Annotated in this window: 10 protein-coding genes, 1 tRNA gene and 1 pseudogene; 4 read left to right on the plus strand and 8 right to left on the minus strand. The window is 68.0% G+C overall.

Translation table 11 applies throughout. The features are described 5' to 3' along the window. Window positions 1-40: 40 nt before the first annotated feature. From ASC70_RS06965 to cpdR, 3 genes are all read right to left on the minus strand, one after another. Entirely contained in the window at window positions 41-2,722 is a 2,682-nt protein-coding gene (locus ASC70_RS06965; RefSeq protein WP_056048502.1) for a TonB-dependent receptor, read from the minus strand. Between the two features lie 478 nt (window positions 2,723-3,200). Next, a tRNA-Val gene (locus ASC70_RS06970) sits at window positions 3,201-3,275 on the minus strand. A gap of 112 nt (window positions 3,276-3,387) precedes the next feature. Beyond that, a complete protein-coding gene (gene cpdR, locus ASC70_RS06975) occupies window positions 3,388-3,744 on the minus strand; it encodes a cell cycle two-component system response regulator CpdR (RefSeq protein WP_004616083.1) in 357 nt (118 codons plus the stop codon). Between the two features lie 168 nt (window positions 3,745-3,912). Here cpdR and ASC70_RS06980 point away from each other — a divergent pair, with 168 nt between their 5' ends. Then, on the plus strand, window positions 3,913-4,845 hold the full coding sequence (locus tag ASC70_RS06980; RefSeq protein ID WP_056047981.1) for an N-formylglutamate amidohydrolase: 933 nt from the start codon (window positions 3,913-3,915) through the stop codon (window positions 4,843-4,845). Between the two features lie 166 nt (window positions 4,846-5,011). Here the strand turns inward: ASC70_RS06980 and ASC70_RS06985 are convergent, their stop codons facing one another. Beyond that, complete coding sequence (locus ASC70_RS06985) at window positions 5,012-5,398, minus strand: energy transducer TonB (RefSeq protein ID WP_369815093.1); 387 nt, start codon at window positions 5,396-5,398, stop codon at window positions 5,012-5,014. Window positions 5,399-5,995: 597 nt separating this feature from the next. Between ASC70_RS06985 and typA the strand changes: the two genes are divergently transcribed. Together typA and ASC70_RS06995 are read left to right on the plus strand one after the other, a co-directional pair. Beyond that, window positions 5,996-7,831 (plus strand): translational GTPase TypA, encoded by a 1,836-nt coding sequence (gene typA, locus ASC70_RS06990; RefSeq protein WP_047408173.1) that lies wholly within the window; start codon window positions 5,996-5,998, stop codon window positions 7,829-7,831. 221 nt (window positions 7,832-8,052) lie between these two features. Beyond that, window positions 8,053-10,470, plus strand: coding sequence for a bifunctional diguanylate cyclase/phosphodiesterase (locus ASC70_RS06995; RefSeq protein WP_082539832.1), 2,418 nt, complete (start codon window positions 8,053-8,055; stop codon window positions 10,468-10,470). A gap of 154 nt (window positions 10,471-10,624) precedes the next feature. Here the strand turns inward: ASC70_RS06995 and ASC70_RS07000 are convergent, their stop codons facing one another. Then, window positions 10,625-10,870: a GlsB/YeaQ/YmgE family stress response membrane protein gene (locus ASC70_RS07000; RefSeq protein ID WP_056047986.1), complete on the minus strand. Its 246-nt coding sequence runs from the start codon at window positions 10,868-10,870 to the stop codon at window positions 10,625-10,627. 99 nt (window positions 10,871-10,969) lie between these two features. Between ASC70_RS07000 and ASC70_RS07005 the strand changes: the two genes are divergently transcribed. Then, entirely contained in the window at window positions 10,970-12,130 is a 1,161-nt protein-coding gene (locus ASC70_RS07005; protein ID WP_056047988.1) for an aminotransferase, read from the plus strand. On the opposite strand, the pseudogene ASC70_RS25930 reads toward ASC70_RS07005, so the two are convergent. The 3 genes and pseudogenes from ASC70_RS25930 to ASC70_RS07015 all read right to left on the minus strand — a co-directional run. Continuing rightward, window positions 12,125-12,208: pseudogene (locus ASC70_RS25930) on the minus strand (hypothetical protein); the annotation flags it as partial. The gene ASC70_RS07005 and the pseudogene ASC70_RS25930 sit on opposite strands and share 6 nt — an antisense overlap. A gap of 94 nt (window positions 12,209-12,302) precedes the next feature. After that, a complete protein-coding gene (locus ASC70_RS07010; protein ID WP_056047991.1) occupies window positions 12,303-14,855 on the minus strand; it encodes a response regulator in 2,553 nt (850 codons plus the stop codon). A gap of 300 nt (window positions 14,856-15,155) precedes the next feature. Beyond that, window positions 15,156-15,920, minus strand: coding sequence for an SDR family oxidoreductase (locus tag ASC70_RS07015; RefSeq protein WP_056047993.1), 765 nt, complete (start codon window positions 15,918-15,920; stop codon window positions 15,156-15,158). Between the last annotated feature and the right edge of the window lie 150 nt (window positions 15,921-16,070).

Genomic DNA, 16,070 nt, shown 5'->3' on the forward strand with positions numbered 1-16,070 from the left:
CCGGGCGAGGCCTCGCCCGGCGCGCGCGCAAGCCGCCTGGCTACATCTTGTACTGGAACGACAGATAGTAGCTGGGCCCGGTCGACGAGCTCATCTGCCAGCGGCTCTTGTCGATCAGATAGGCCTTCTCCTCGGCGTTGTTGAGGTTCATCGCCGCGAAGGACAGGCTGAGCTTCTCGTTGATGTTGTAGCCGAGGTTCAGGTCGAACTGGGTGCGCGAGGCGACCGTATGGCCCAGCGGCCCGGCGAAGAAGCTCTCCACCGAGGTCTGGTCATAGGCGCTGCGATAGTTGGCCGACAGGCGGGCGCTGAAGGTCTGGTTTTCCCAATAGACCGTGCCGTTGGCCGTGTGCTCCGACAGGTTGGCCAGCTTGAAGCCGGTGGTCGAGGTCGCCGGGCTGACGTGGGTGTAGTTGGCCACGAGGCCGAAGCCGGCGATCGGCAGCCAGGCGTCCAGCGACTGCTGCCAGTTCAGCTCGTAGCCCTTGATCGTCACTTCGCGCGTGTCGTTCTGCGTCTCGGTGATCGAATAGGTGTCGCCGGCGCTGGAGACGCAGACGCCGCTGGCGTCCTTCGACAGGCTGACGCCTTCGTAGGTGGTGGGGCAGATCACGGTGGTGAAGGTGCCGTTCTTGACCTTCTTGGTGAAGAAGCCGGCGCTCAGCCCGTTGCCCTTGCCGTAGTACCACTCCAGGCCGACGTCGATCTGGTCGGCGGTCAGCGGGTTCAGCGAGCCCTGGCCCAGGGCGATGGTGTTGACCCGCTTGCCGGTGCTGTCGGTGGTGGTGGTGACGGTGGTGGCCAGCTGGTTGCTGGAGTCGATGATCGGGCGGACCAGCACCTTGGCGGCGGCGAAGCGCAGCAGCAGGGTGTCGGTCAGGTCGACGCTGAAATTGGCCGACGGCAGGGTGTTGTCGTAGGACTTCGGCGTCGAATAGCGGCCGCTGACCAGGCGCACCTCGGTGTTCTGCGGGTTGGCCGCGCCGCCGACGAAGCCGTTGACGGTCTGGTCGGTGCTCTCGCGGCGCACGCCCACATTGCCGCGGAACGGCAGCGAGAAGATCTCGCCCTTCAGATTGGCCATCGCATAGAGCGAGGTCAGGTCGCGATCGACATTGTAGCTGCCCAGCGGGTCGAAGGCCTCGTAGACCTTGAAGCCTTCCTGGGTCAGGGCGTCGCGATAGGCCTGGATGCTGGGCGAGATCCAGCTGCCCGGCAGGGTCATGCCGCCATCCAGGAAGTCGGAGACGGCGATGCCGGTCTTGGCCAGGCTGGGGGCGTAGGCGACCGGGACGCTCTGGTCCTGGCGATCGAAGCGGTTGACGTGGCGCTTGAGCACCTCGTGGCGGGTCTTGGCCCCGACCACGATCGACTCCAGGACCCCGTAGTCGATGTAGCGCTTCACATCGAACTGGGCGGCCTCTTCATAAGAGTCGACCGTCCGGTAGGCGCCGGTCGGATAGGTGTTCCGGAACAGGTTGGCCGGCGCGTACTGGGCGGCGTCGGTCAGGGCGTTCGAGGTGGTGAAGACGATGTTCTTGGGGTCGCCGATGTCCAGCGTCGCGCTGGGCACGACCACGCCCAGGATCGCGGCCTCTTCGTTGAAGATCGCGTGGCCGCGCGAATAGTGGGCCGTCCCCTTCAGGTCCCATTTGTCCCAACCGGTCCAGTGGACGTCCGTCGTGAAGGCGCCGGTCGATTGCGGGCGGTTCTCGAACTGGTGGTTGTTCTCGAGGCGGAAGTTGTTGATCTGCGTCTTGGTCGCGGTGTTGTTGGCGCTCGCCAGGGTCACGACATTGGCGGCCGAGGGGCTGGTGAACAGGAACACCTGCTGGTGCAGGTCCTGGGTGGTCTTGTCCTTGGCGTAGGTGGTGATCACGTCGACCTGCAGGCCGTCGATCGGCTTGTACTGGACCGCGCCGTTGATCATGCTGCGCTTGGTCTCCCGCTCGATGCGGCGGAAACGCAGGCGGGCCGGGGTGTAGACGCCGCCGTTGACGGTCCAGCGGTCCATCCAGACGTAGTCGCCGCGATCCTTCAGCTCCTGATAGCCGCCGCCCAGGAAGACGGCGAGCTTGTCGTCGAAGAAGTGGTCGACATAGGTCGCGCTGAGCTTGCCGGTCGGGTCGCCCTTGGCCTGCTTCTGTTTCTGCAGCTTGCCGGCCAGGATGAACTGGCGGTCCTTCACGTCGAACGGATGGACGGTGTCGATATTGACCGTGCCGGCCAGGCCGCCGGCGTCCATGTCGGCGGTCGGCGACTTGATCACCTGGATGGCCGATGCCAGCTCGGTCTGGATCACGTCGTAGCGGAAGCCGTCGGTGAAGTTGGCGCTCTTGAACGTCTGGCCGTTGACCGTGGTCATCGCGTATTGCGGGCCCAGGCCGCGGATGCTGATCGTCGAGCCGCGCCCGTTGATGTTGGAGATCTGGACGCCGGGGATCCGCTGGATGGCCTCGGCGATGTTCTCGGACGGGAACTTGCCGATATCCTCGGCCGAGATGCCGTCCGACACCCGGATGTCCTCGCGCTTGGCGTTCAGGGCGGTGGCCAGGCTCTTGCGGAAGGCGGTGACCACCACTTCATCGACGTCGCCCGCCGGGTCGACCGGGGCCGGGGCCGTCTGGGCCGAGGCGACGCCGGTCAGGCAGGCGCCCGCCAGCAGGGCCAGAAGGAACGCCTTCCGGCGGTCGACGCCGACCGTCGTACGCGAGTGACGCATCATGATGGTATCCCCTCAAGTCGATAAATCCGGCCGCCGCGCCATTCGGCGTCAGACGTCCGGGACAAACAAAAGAGCGGACCATTTAGAGACCTATTTGGCGCCGCTTCCGGGGGCAAGCTAGGGCGGAGCGCGCGGCGGCCAAAGGGAACAACCCGTTATTCCTGATGATCTTTTTGCGACGGGCGCGCATTAGGCGCCGGGCGCAGAGGTCATAGCGAGCCGAAAACGGCCGCCTCCATCATCTTAATGATCATATTCATAGGCTTAATGGGAATTGAGGCACGGCTATTCGCCTGCTTCGACAATACCAATTTAATGCCTTTTTTGCGACCAGCCGGTCGCTTGCGGGCCGCCGCGACCCGACGCGCTTCCTCGACGCCGAAGAGGCGTGGGGCAAGGCGTGAAGGACGGCGCGATCAGCCGCCGGGCGGAGCGAGTCCGACCAGGCACAGGCCACTGAAAAGAAAGGAGAGAATGGTGGACGCGACAGGGATTGAACCTGTGACCCCTACGATGTCAACGTAGTGCTCTCCCGCTGAGCTACGCGTCCGCCGAAGCGAGCCGAAGCGCCTTCAAGAAGACGTCCCGGCCGGGAAGGTGTGGGGGTATAGCGGCGGCTTGGCCGAGGCGCAAGCCGCCCCCAAAACTTTTTCGGAAGCTTTTTAGGCGGCCATCATCTTTTCCACCTCGGCGACCAGGTCGCGCAGGTGGACGGGCTTGGACAGCACCTTGGCGCCGGCCGGGGCGCGGTCCTGGGCCGAGAGGGCGACGGCCGCGAAGCCGGTGATGAACATGATGCGCAGGGACGGATCGCGGGCGGCGGCCTGGCGGGCCACCTCGATGCCGTCCATGCCGGGCATGACGATGTCGGTCAGCAGCAGGTCCCACGGATGTTCGAGGTGCTGGACGGCTTCCTCCCCGTCGGCGCAGGCCTGGACTTCGAAGCCGGCGCGTTCCAGCGCCCGGGCCAGGAAGCCGCGGAGGGAATCATCGTCTTCGGCGAGGAGGATGCGGGCCATGAGGTCACGTGTCCGGAGAGAAAAGTCTTCGATCGAGGAGCCACCTTAGCGCGTTGTCCGTAAATCGGGGATGAACCTAAATGTCGCGTCCTGTGGACGAATGACGTTCGTGGCTTCGCGCGACGTATTGCCGTTTGACCCGGCGCGGCCGGACTTCGATGATGAAGCATGAGCGCTTGGCGGCCGATCGCGGCCAAACACCCCCTGGCCACGGACGCGCCGCTGGAGACGATCAGCGGCCCGGCGTTCGAGGTGCTGCGCGCCGCGCCGGCCGGCGCGCCGCCGCCGACGGCCCTGGTGTTCGCCTCGCCCCACTCCGGCGGCGTCTATCCGCAGGACATGATCGCGGCCGCGCGCCTGCCGGTCGAGACCCTGCGCGCCTCCGAGGACGCCTTCGTCGACCAGATCGTGGCCGGGGCGCCGGCCCTGGGGGCGGGCGTGATCCGGGCCCGCTTCGCCCGCGCCTATGTCGACCTGAACCGCGAGCCGTGGGAGCTGGACCCCTCGATGTTCGACGGCGACCTGCCCGAATACGCCCGCGGCCGCACGGCCCGGGTGGCGGCGGGGCTGGGGACCATCCCCCGGGTCGCCGGCGAGGGCCGGCCGATCTACGGCCGCAAGCTGACCTTCGCCGAGGCCAAGGACCGGGTGGAGCTGGCCCACCGCCCCTATCACGACGCCCTGGACCGCCAGCTGGCGGCGGCGCGGGCCGCGCACGGGTCGGCGATCCTGATCGACTGGCACTCGATGCCGGCCGCCGCCGCGCGCGGCCAGCGGGCCAAGGGCGGCGGGCCGTGCGACATCGTGCTGGGCGACCGCTTCGGCGCGGCCTGCTCGCCCAAGCTGACCGGCCTGGTCGAGCGCGAGCTGGAGGCGATGGGCTACCGCGTCACCCGCAACGCCCCCTATGCCGGCGGCTACACCACCGAGCACTACGGCCGCCCGGCCCGGCGCACCCACGCCCTGCAGATCGAGATCAACCGCGCGCTCTATATGAACGAGACGACCCGCGAGCCGACCGAAGGCCTGGCCCGGCTGACCGCCGACGCCGAAAAGCTGACCCGGACGCTGGCGGGGTTGGACGTGGCGGAGCTGCGGTAGGTTTCCTTCTCCCCTTGCGGGAGAAGGTGTCGGCGAAGCCGACGGATGAGGGGTCGATAGCCCTGTCGGCTTGGCGCCCAGCCTCGACCGCCTGTCGCGGCGGATACTTTCTTCGACCCCTCACCCGGCCCTTCGGGCCACCCTCTCCCGCATGGAGAGAGGGAAGTTACTTCGCCGCCATCTCCCCCGGCGGCAAGGCGAACCGGATGGTGATCCCCGACAGCCGCCGCGACACCTGCGCCGCGTTGGGGCCGTCGACGCTCACTTGATAATAGGCCATGGCCGCGCGGGCCGCCTCGCCGAAGCCCAGGCCGCGCGGGTTCTCGCCGGTGACCTCGCAGTCGCCCAGCGAGCCGTCGCGGCGGATCACGCAGGCCAGGGTCGCGCCGCCCTCGACCCCCGCGCGGCGGGCGGTGGCCGGAAACAGGCGGGCCAGGGCCTCGGGCGACGGCGATTTCAGGATCTTCAGCGGCGGCAGGCGCGGGGTTGCGCTCGCGGCCTGGCCCTGCCCTTGCCCCTGGGCTTCCGCGCCAGACAGGCCCAAAGCCGCCACAAAGGCCGCCAATATGAAAAGTTTCAAAGCCCGCCCCCCGGTCAGCTTCGTCGCCGGAAGGGTGGGCCGATCGTCCGGTCGCTGTCAAACGACGTCGCCTGCGAGGCTATTACGACCGCGTCGCGCTCGCCCCAAAGGCCTCTCGGACCTCGAGGCCAAAAAAAAGCCCGGCGAAACCGCCGGGCCAGTTCATTAGGGAGGAAACGCCCAGGAAGGGCAGAAGCGGCAGCGCCGCCTCACAGGATTGTTTATAGGGTGCGGCGCAAAATTAGGCAAGCAAAAAAACGAACTTCAATGTCGATTTTCTGAGAGGGGATTCGCGCAACCCTTTGCAGGGTAAGGATCGCAGAACGTCGCTATTGAAAACCGCCTTATTTTTGGGCATGTTGCAGTGCACAATTTGTTGCGTTTGAAACGGTCTCTCGCGAGATCACCGCGCAAACCCAAGCCTGGTAAGGCTTTGATGATGACACCGGTTTCCTGCGACAAGTGTTTCGTGGTGGTAGGGGTGGATAAATCGAGCGCAGTCGCGTAAAAGCCGCGCGCCTGACGCGTGACGCGTCATCCCCTATTCTTCCCGAAAGTCCGTCCGTTCCCATGTCCATGCGAAATATCGCCATCATCGCGCACGTCGATCATGGCAAGACCACCCTCGTCGATCAGCTGCTGGCCCAGTCGGGCGTCTTCCGCGCCAACGAAGCCACGACCGAACGCGCCATGGACTCCAATGACCAGGAGCGCGAGCGCGGCATCACCATTCTGGCCAAGTGCACCAGCGTGCTGTGGCACGGCGAAGCGGGCGAGACCCGCATCAACATCATCGACACCCCCGGCCACGCCGACTTCGGCGGCGAGGTCGAGCGGATCCTGGGCATGGTGGACGGCTGCGTCCTGCTGATCGACGCCGAGGAAGGCGTCATGCCGCAGACCAAGTTCGTGCTGACCAAGGCGCTGAAGATGGGCCTGAAGCCGATCCTCTGCATCAACAAGGTCGACCGCGCCCACGCCGATCCGGACAAGGTCCACAACGCCGCCTTCGACCTGTTCGCGGCCATCGGCGCCACGGACGAGCAGCTGGACTTCCCGCACATCTACGCCTCGGGCCGCGCCGGCTGGGCGACCCTGGACATGAACGTGCCCAGCGACAACCTCGGCCCGTTGTTCGACCTGATCGTCCGCCACGTGCCGGAGCCGAAGCAGATCGCCAAGAAGGACGCCCCGTTCCAGATGCTGAACGTGCTGATCGAAAGCGACCCGTTCCTGGGCCGCCTGCTGACCGGCCGCATCGAGAGCGGCAAGGCCGTCCCCGGCATGGCCATCCACGCCCTGGACCGCGACGGCAAGGAAATCGAGCGCGGCCGCATCACCAAGGTGCTGGCCTTCCGCGGCCTGAAGCGCCAGCCGGTCGACGAAGGCGCCGAGGCAGGCGACATCGTCGCCATCGCCGGCATGAGCAAGGCCACGGTCGCCGACACGCTGTGCGCCATGGACGTCACCGACGCCCTGCCCGCCCAGCCGATCGATCCGCCGACCATCTCGATGACCGTCTCGGTCAACGACAGCCCGCTGGCCGGCAAGGAAGGCGACAAGGTCCAAAGCCGCGTCATCCGCGACCGCCTGCTGAAGGAAGCCGAATCGAACGTCGCCATCAAGGTGACCGAGACCAGCGAAGGCGACGCCTATGAAGTGTCGGGCCGCGGCGAACTGCAGCTCGGCGTCCTGATCGAGAACATGCGCCGCGAAGGCTTCGAGGTGTCGATCAGCCGTCCGCGCGTCGTGTTCCAGACCGACCCGGAAACCGGCAAGCGCCTGGAGCCGATGGAAGACGTCATGATCGACGTCGACGACGAGTTCTCGGGCATCGTCATCGAGAAGCTGTCGCTCCGTAAGGCCGAGCTGAAGGACATGGGCCCGTCGGGCGCGGGCAAGACCCGCATCCAGCTGACCGCTCCGTCGCGCTCGCTGATCGGCTATCAGGGCGAATTCCTGACCGACACGCGCGGTTCGGGCGTGCTGAACCGCGTGTTCAGCCACTACGAGCCGTACAAGGGCCCCATCGACCAGCAGCGCAAGGGCGTGCTGATCAGCAACTCGGACGGTGAAACCGCAGCCTACGCGCTGTGGAACCTGGAAGAGCGCGGCGTGATGTTCGTCGGCGCCAACGAGAAGTGCTATCTCGGCATGATCATTGGCGAGAACGCCCGTCAGGACGACCTCGACGTCAACCCGATGAAGGCCAAGCAGCTGACCAACGTCCGCGCCTCGGGCAAGGACGAGTCGATCCGCCTGACCCCGCCGCGCCGCATGACCCTCGAACAGGCCATCGCCTATATCGAGGAAGACGAGCTGGTCGAGGTGACCCCGAAGAACATCCGCCTGCGCAAGCAGATCCTGAACCCGTCGTTCCGCAAGCGTCGCGTCAAGGAAGAGTAGGGTTCTCGGACCTTCGAGATTTGGGCCGCCGTTCGAAAGGACGGCGGCCTTTTTCTTGAGGGGCGCTGCGTCGAATTCCCTCTCTCTGAGAGAGAGGGAATTCGATACGCCCCTCACCCCGCAGGTTGCCCCAAGGAAATCGCGAACTTAACCGTGAATTTACCCGGCCGAACGATGGTCTCCGCGGGGGATTTCGCTCCGGAAGATCGAAGGGCCGCGCCTTGCGCACAGCCGCCAGTACGCTGATCCAGAGCGGCGCGTCCGCCCTGCTCGCCCGCATGCTGCCCGAAGTGCCCGAGGCCATGGCCGGTCGCGTGCGCTACGAACAGGTGCAGAGCATTCTGCGCATGACGCCCGTGATGATGGGCGCCAACATCGTCATCGCCCTGCTGGTGGGCCTGGCCGGCCTGACCAGCCCGCACCGCATCGCCTTGTCGATCTGGTCGGCCCTGGTCGTCAGCTACGCCCTGCTGGGCCTGCGCGGCTGGATCGCCGCCCAGCGCCGCAAGAGCGGCAAGAGCACCGTTTCCGTGCGCGGCGTGCGTCGCATGACCTGGCAGGCGGGCATCCTGGGCCTGCTGTGGGGCGCGCTGCCGATCCTGACCATGCCCAAGGAGCAGGGCTTCGCCGGCGCCATGCCGATGCTGGTCGCCTCGGTGATCGCCGGCATGATCGGCTGCGGCGGCTTCGCCATGCTGACCCTGCCGGCCGCCGCCATCGCCTATTCGACCCCGATGGTCGTGGGCTCGCTGTGGGTGCTGGCCACCAGCAACGACCCGATCCTCTACGCCCTGGGCGGCCTGCTGATCTTCTGCCACATGGTGGTCAGCGTCTCGTGCCTGTCGCACGCCAAGATCTTCGCCGACCGCCTGGTCGCCGCCGAGGAGCTGGAAAAGCAGAAGCAGGTCGTCAGCCTGCTGCTCTCCGACTTCGAGGAAGGCGCCAGCGACTGGCTGTGGGAAGTCGACGCCGCCGGGCGCATGACCTACGTCTCCGACCGCATGGCCGCCGCGGCCGGCGCCGACAAGGACGCCCTGATCGGCCGGCCGATGTCGGACCTGTGCGGCGCGGCCGAGGCCCCCGCCGGCCCGGTCGCCGCCCTCTCGGCCCTGTTCGTCGAGCAGAAGACCTTCCGCGACGTGATCGTCTCGATCGGCGTCGGAGAAGCGACGCACTGGTGGTCGCTGTCGGCCAAGCCGGTGCATGACCTGGACGGCTGCTTCGTCGGCTTCCGCGGCGTCGGCGCCGACATCACCCGGGCGCGCGAGGACCAGGCCCGCATCTCGCGCCTGGCCCATTACGACGTGCTGACCCAGCTGCCCAACCGCCTGTCGTTCCTGCAGGCCCTGGGCAAGGCCTGGACCGAGCATGGGCGTCCAAAGGGGCAGAACGGTTCCGGGGCCGGCTGCGCGGTGCTGTGCCTGGACCTCGACCACTTCAAGGGCGTCAACGACAGCCTGGGCCATCCGATCGGCGACGACCTGCTGATCCAGGCCTCGGCGCGCCTGCGCGACTGCGTGGCCGACACCGGCTTCGTGGCCCGCCTCGGCGGCGACGAGTTCGCCGTGGTGGTCGCGCCCTCGCCCGGCCACGAGGCCCTGGCCGCCCTGGCCCAGGCCATCGTCCTGGACCTGTCCAAGCCCTATGACGTGCGCGGCCATCACGTGCTGATCGGCGCCAGCATCGGCGTCGCCGTGGCCCCGATGGACGCCGACGACCCGGACGGCCTGCTCAAGCACGCCGACCTGGCCCTCTATCGCGCCAAGGGCGACGGCCGCGGGGCCTATCGCTTCTTCGAGACCGCCATGGACGTCTGGGCCCAGGAGCGCCGCGAGCTGGAGCTCGATTTGCGCGACGCCCTGGCCAAGAACGAGCTGAAGCTGTTCTTCCAGCCGCTGATCGGCAGCCAGGCCCACGAGACCACCGGCTTCGAGGCCCTGCTGCGCTGGCAGCACCCGCGCCGGGGCCTGGTGCCGCCGGCCGACTTCATCGAATGCGCCGAGCAATGGGGCCTGATCGGCGCGATCGGCGAGTGGGTGCTGCACGAGGCCTGCCGCACCGCCGCGACCTGGCCCGCGCACCTGACCGTGGCCGTCAACCTGTCGCCCAACCAGTTCGCCTCGGGCGACCTGGTGGCCCAGGTCAAGGCCGCCCTGAAGGGCTCGGGCCTGTCGCCCGCGCGGCTGGAGCTGGAGATCACCGAGGGCCTGCTGCTGCACGACAGCGCCAAGACCCTGGAACAGCTGGCGGCCCTGAAGGCCCTGGGCGTCAAGATCGCCATGGACGACTTCGGCACCGGCTATTCCAGCCTGGCCTATCTGTGGCGGTTCCCGTTCGACAAGATCAAGATCGACCGCTCGTTCGTGGCCGAGATGCAGGACAATTCGGCCATCGCCGACATCCTGCGCACCATCGCCCTGCTGGGCCAGACCCTGAACCTTGAGGTTACGGCCGAGGGCGTCGAGACCACCGCCCAGGCCCGCCTGCTGGCCGACATGCGCTGCGACACCTTCCAGGGCTTCCTGTACGGCCGCCCGATGCCGGTCGGCGACATCCCCAGCTTCCTGGTCGCCAACCTGGCCCGCCAGATGCGCCGCGAGGTCGAGGGGGATGGCGCGGACGAGGCGGCGACGGGGTAGGCCCGATCTTTCCTCCCCCTTTTGGGGGAGGGGGACCGGCGAACGCCGGTGGAGGGGCCCTGTGAATGGGCCAACACACCACCGCTTCGCGGACCCCCTCCGTCTCGGCGCGTACTCGCGCCGATCCACCTCCCCCTAATGGGGAGGAGATCCCCTACTTCTTCACCAGGCCCAGCAGCCACAGCAGCAGGATCGCGCCCAGGCTGGAGATGACCAGGCTGCCGATCCAGCCCCAGAAGTGGATGCCCAGCATCCCGGCCAGGAACGCGCCCAGCAGCGATCCGACCAGGCCGACGATCAGGTTCATCCAGAACCCGTGGTCGCGGTTCAAGACCTTCTCGGCGATCCAGCCGGCGAAAACCCCGATGATGATGGCTCCGATAAAGCCTACGCCGTGCATGTGACTCGTCTCCCAATGCGTGTTGAAGCCAGGCTATGGAAATGCGCGGCCCCTGCCTAGAGCCTCCACGCTCCGGCCGCGTCGTGCTAGGCAAACGCCATGGTCCATCCCGTCTTCGACAACCTGCCGACCACGATTTTCGAGCGCATGAGCGGCCTGGCCCGCCAGCACGGGGCGATCAATCTGGGCCAGGGCTTTCCCGACGACCAAGGCCCCCTGCCCGTACGCGAGGCCGCCGCGCGGGCCCTGATCGAGAGCTCCAACCAGTATCCGCCGATGCGCGGCCTGCCCGAGCTGCGCGCCGCCGTGGCCGGCCACTACGAGCGGACGCAAGGCCTGACCATCGATCCGGACACCGAGGTCACCATCACCTCTGGCGCCACCGAGGCCCTGGCGGCGGCCTTCCTGTCGCTGATCGCGCCGGGCGACGAGGTGGTGCTGTTCCAGCCGCTGTACGACGCCTATCTGCCGCTGGTCCGCCGGGCGGGCGGCGTGCCCAAGCTGGTCCGCCTCGCCCCGCCGCACTGGCGCTTCGACCGGGCGATGCTGGAGGCGGCCTTCTCGGACAGGACCCGGATGGTGGTGCTGAACAGCCCGCTGAACCCGGCCGCCGTGGTCGCGTCCGAGGACGACCTGGCCCTGCTTGCCGAGCTCTGCGTCCGCCACGACGCGATCGCCGTCTGCGACGAGGTCTGGGAGGCCGTGGTGTTCGATGGCCGCCGCCATCGGCCGCTGATCGGCTTCCCCGGCATGGGCGAGCGGACGGTGAAGATCGGCTCGGCCGGCAAGCTGTTCGGCATGACCGGCTGGAAGGTCGGCTTTCTCGTGGCCGCCCCGCCCCTGACCAGGGCCCTGGCGGCCGCCCACCAGTTCCTGACCTTCACCACCCCGCCCAACCTGCAGGCCGGGGTGGCCTGGGGGCTGGAACACCACCGGACCTGGTTCGAGACCATGCCCGCCGACCTGCAGCGCTCGCGCGACCGCCTGACCGCCGGCCTGCGCGCCGCCGGCTATGTCGTGCTGGAGAGCCAAGGGACCTATTTCCTCAACGTCGACCTGGCCGCCTCGGGGATCGCCGTCGACGACGTGACCTTCTGCGAACGCTGCGTGGCCGAGTTCGGCGTCGCCGCGATCCCGGTGTCGGCGTTCTTCGCGGAGGATCCGGTGCGGACCGTCGTCAGGCTGTGCTTCGCCAAGGCGGACGCGACGCTGGACGAGGCGGTGGAGAGGTTGGCGGCGGCGCGGGTGGCGTTTAGCTGAGAGCCCCTCTCCCCTTGCGGGAGAGGGTGGCCCGCGAAGCGGGTCGGGTGAGGGGTTGAAGAACGCCTCCGCCGCGACAGGCGGTAGCGGCCGGGCGCCAGGCTTACAGGGCTATCGACCCCTCATCCGACCGCCTTCGGCGGCCACCTTCTCCCGCATGGGGAGAAGGAAATCAGAGGGCCCCGTACCCCGCCGCCAGCTCGCGCGCCGCGCCGCGGGCCAGGCAGCGGTCCATGGCCGACAGCAAGTTGCGCAGGTCGATCGGCTTGGCCACATGGGCGTCGCAGCCGGCGTCCAGGCAGGTCTTGATCTGGGCCGACATCACGTCGGCGGTCAGGGCGATCACCGGCAGGCGGGCGAAGCGCGGATCCTGGCGCAGGCGGCGGGTGGCCTCCAGCCCGTCCATCACCGGCATGTTGACGTCCATCAGCACGATGTCGATCGGCTGGTCCGCCAGGGCGTCCAGCGCCCGCTGGCCGTTCTCGGCCTCGACCAGCTCGCACGCGAACGGCTCGAGGAAAAGGCGGATGACCCGGCGGTTGACCGGATGGTCGTCGACAACCAGCACGCGGCGGCCCTGCAGGGCGGCGAAACCGCCCTCGTCCTCGCCCGCCTCGTCCTCCCAGACCGGGACCTCGGAAGCCTCGGCCGCGTCGACGATCATCTCGATGGTGAAGACCGAGCCGACCCCCTCCTGGCTCTCGACCGCGATGTCGCCGCGCATCATCTCGACCAGGCGGCGGGTGATGTTGAGGCCCAGGCCGGTGCCGCCGAAGTTGCGGGTGGTCGAGGCGTCGGCCTGGGTGAACGGGCGGAACAGCTTGGCGACCGTGGCCTCGTTCATGCCGATGCCGGTGTCGGCGACCCGCAGGCGCACGCGTATGCGCCCATCGTCCTCGGGATAGCAGACCAGGGCGACCTCGACCTTGCCGTGGGTCGTGAACTTCAGGGCGTTGGAGACGAGGTTGGTCAGGCACTGGCGCACCCGCACCCCGTCGAACATCAGCGGGCCGGGCGGTGGGCCTTCCAGCTTGAAGGTCAGGGCCACACCCTTCTCGCGGGCGGTGGGCTGGTAGCCGCCGACCAGGCGGGCGCAGGTCTGGACGATGTCGCCGACCGTCGGCGCGATCTCCAGCTTGCCGGCCTCGATCTTGGACAGGTCCAGGATGTCGTTCAGCAGAACCAGCAGCGTGTCGCCGCTGTCCATGATCAGGTCGACCTGTTCTCTCTGTTCGGATGTCAGCTGGCCGCTGCGCAGGGCCTGGGCCAGGCCCAGCATGCCGTTCAGCGGCGTGCGCAGCTCGTGGCTCATCACGGCCAGGAACGAGGACTTGGCCTGGCTGGCGGCCTCGGCGCGCTCCTGGGCCCCCTTGAACCGGCGCGAGGCGCGGCGCTGGTGGACGGCCCAGGCGACGCCGCCGGCGACCAGCACGCCCAGCAGCAGGGCGATGACCACCGAGGCTCGCGCCAGGCTGCGCGACAGGCGGATCTCCTCGGTCAGGCGGCGGCTCTCGTCGCGCTTGGCCCGCAGCTCGCTGTCCAGGGCCGAGGACATCTCGGCCACGCTGCGCGCGTGAGCGCGCCGTTCCTCGGCGGTGTCGGTCTTGCGCCAGGCGTCCAGCTTGCGGAACGCCTCGGCGCCGCGGCCTTCGGCCTGGTCGATATAGGCCTCGATCAGGGCTTCGGCGTGCGGATCGCGCGGGGCCAGCGCCTCCGGCACGACCTTCAGCCGCTCCAGGTCGGCGCGCGCCTGGACGCCTTGACCCAGCTGGGCCCGGGCCAGGGCCCGCTGGCTCAGCATCAGCACCCGCAGGCGACGATCGGGATTGACCAGGTCGGCGGCGGCCGGATCCAGGCAGGCCAGAACCCGGGCCGGAAGTTCGCGATGGGCCGCGATGCGGGCGCACAGGAAGCGGTCCCAGGTCAGCAGGTCCCGGTCGCCGTCCATCGTGGTCATGTGGTGGTGCAGGGCCGCGAAACGCTCGGCGGCGTCCAGCTCGCCCAGCTCGGCGGCGGTATAGGCGATGTCGTAGATCCGCTCGATCTTGCGGACGTAGAAGGCGTCGCGCTCGTCCAGCCGCGCGGCCTGGGCCATGTGGTCCAGGGCCCCTTCCTTGTCGCCGATGTCCGACAGCGTGTAGCTGTGCACCTGGTGCAGCTCGGCCAGCAGCGGCTGGGCGATGCGGCCGCGCTTCTCCAGATCGGTGGTCAGGTCCGCGGCCAGGCGCGCGGCCTGCGCCCAGCGCCCGACCTGGCCCAGGTGCCGGACCCGCTCGATCCCGGCCATCAGCCGGATGTCGGGACCGGACCGGTCCATGAACCGGCGCCAGTCGGCGTCGGTGAAGGCGCGGTAGCCGTGGGTTTCGTGGCGATAGGCCACCGTCTCCAGGTCGACCAGGGCGGCCAGGGCCGGATCGTTGTCCCGCGTCGCCGCCTCGCGGGCCTGGGCGGCCCAGGCGTCGAAGCGGCCCTCGATCTGGTTGCTCTTGTAGGCGTACAGCACCCGCCACAGGCCGTAGAGCCGCGACTGGCCCCGTTCACGCAGGGCGCGCTTGCCGGCCCGCTCGATGTCGAGGTTGTCGCGCGGCGGGTCGCGCAGCTCGTGCGCGCCGATCTCCTGGCTCAGCTGCTCCAGCCGCTGACCTAAGGGCGCGCCCGTCTGGGCCCCCGCAACGCCGGCCGTCAGGGCTCCGATCAGGACGAGAAAAGTGAAAAGCCGCCGCAAGTCGGTTCCCTGGATACTGCGGCGCAGCCTTCGGCGGAACTGATGTAGGACGGGTTAAGCTTACCGCCGAAGTTGCAGGGCTAGATCGTCGCGCTATTCATCTTGGGCAGGTACCAATCCCACTGCCTTCCTGGGCCTTGTGCCCAGGACCCATGTTCGAGGCAGGTGCGGACTCTCTGGGTTTGCGCGGCCGAAGGACCCTGAACTCAGCCTCGGGTCCGTTGAAGCTGAACCCTGGGTCCTGGGCACAAGGCCCAGGAAGGCGGGTTAATTCGCCTCACAGTGAATGGGCGACTGGCCCTAAGCCGTCGCGCCGCCGTCCACCACCAGGGCTTGTCCGGTCATGAAGCTGCCGGCGTTGGACGCCAGATAGACCGCCGCGCCGGCGATCTCGTCCGGCTCGCCGATCCGGCGCAGCGGCACGCCGGTGGTCGCGCGCTTCAGGGTCTCGGGATCGTCCCACAGCGCCTTGGCGAAGTCGGTCTTGATCAGGCCCGGCGCGATGCAGTTGACCCGCACATTGTCGGGACCGAACTCGTGCGCCAGGTTGCGAGCCAGCTGGAAGTCGGCGGCCTTGGAGATGTTGTAGGCCCCGATCACGGCGTTGCCGCGCAGGCCGCCGATCGACGAGACGATGATGACCGCCCCGTCCTTACGCTCCCGCATCTCGGGCGCGACCATCGCGATCAGCCAGTGATTGCTGATGATGTTGTTGTCCAGGATCTTGCGGAACTGGTCGTCGGCTATGCCCGACAGCGGGCCGTAATAGGGGTTGCTGGCGGCGTTGCAGACGCAGATGTCGACCTTGCCGAACGCCTTGCGGGTCTCGTCGACCAGGTTTTGCAGATCGTCCTTCGAGGCGATGTTGGCCGGAACCGCGATGGCCGTCCCCGCGCCGTGCTTTTCGTTCAGCGCCGCCGCCGCCTCGTCGCAGGGGCCGGCCTTGCGCGAGGAGATCACCACCTTGGCGCCGTGCTCGGCCATCCGCTCGGCGATCGCCTTGCCGATCCCGCGCGAGGATCCGGTGATGATCGCCACCTTGCCCGAAAGGTCGAAGAGGCTCATGGCGCGCTCCCTAAACGTTTGTTTGAATTGGGAGCACAGTGCGGCGGGAAGCGCGGGCGGTCAAGGTGCGCCAAGCCTGAGCACACTCGCCAAAAAAATCCCGCCTTCCTGGGCCTTGTGCCCAGGACCCATGGTTCAGATGCAACGGAA

The organism is Caulobacter sp. Root343 (assembly GCF_001425745.1).
In the GTDB taxonomy this organism is placed as follows: domain Bacteria; phylum Pseudomonadota; class Alphaproteobacteria; order Caulobacterales; family Caulobacteraceae; genus Caulobacter.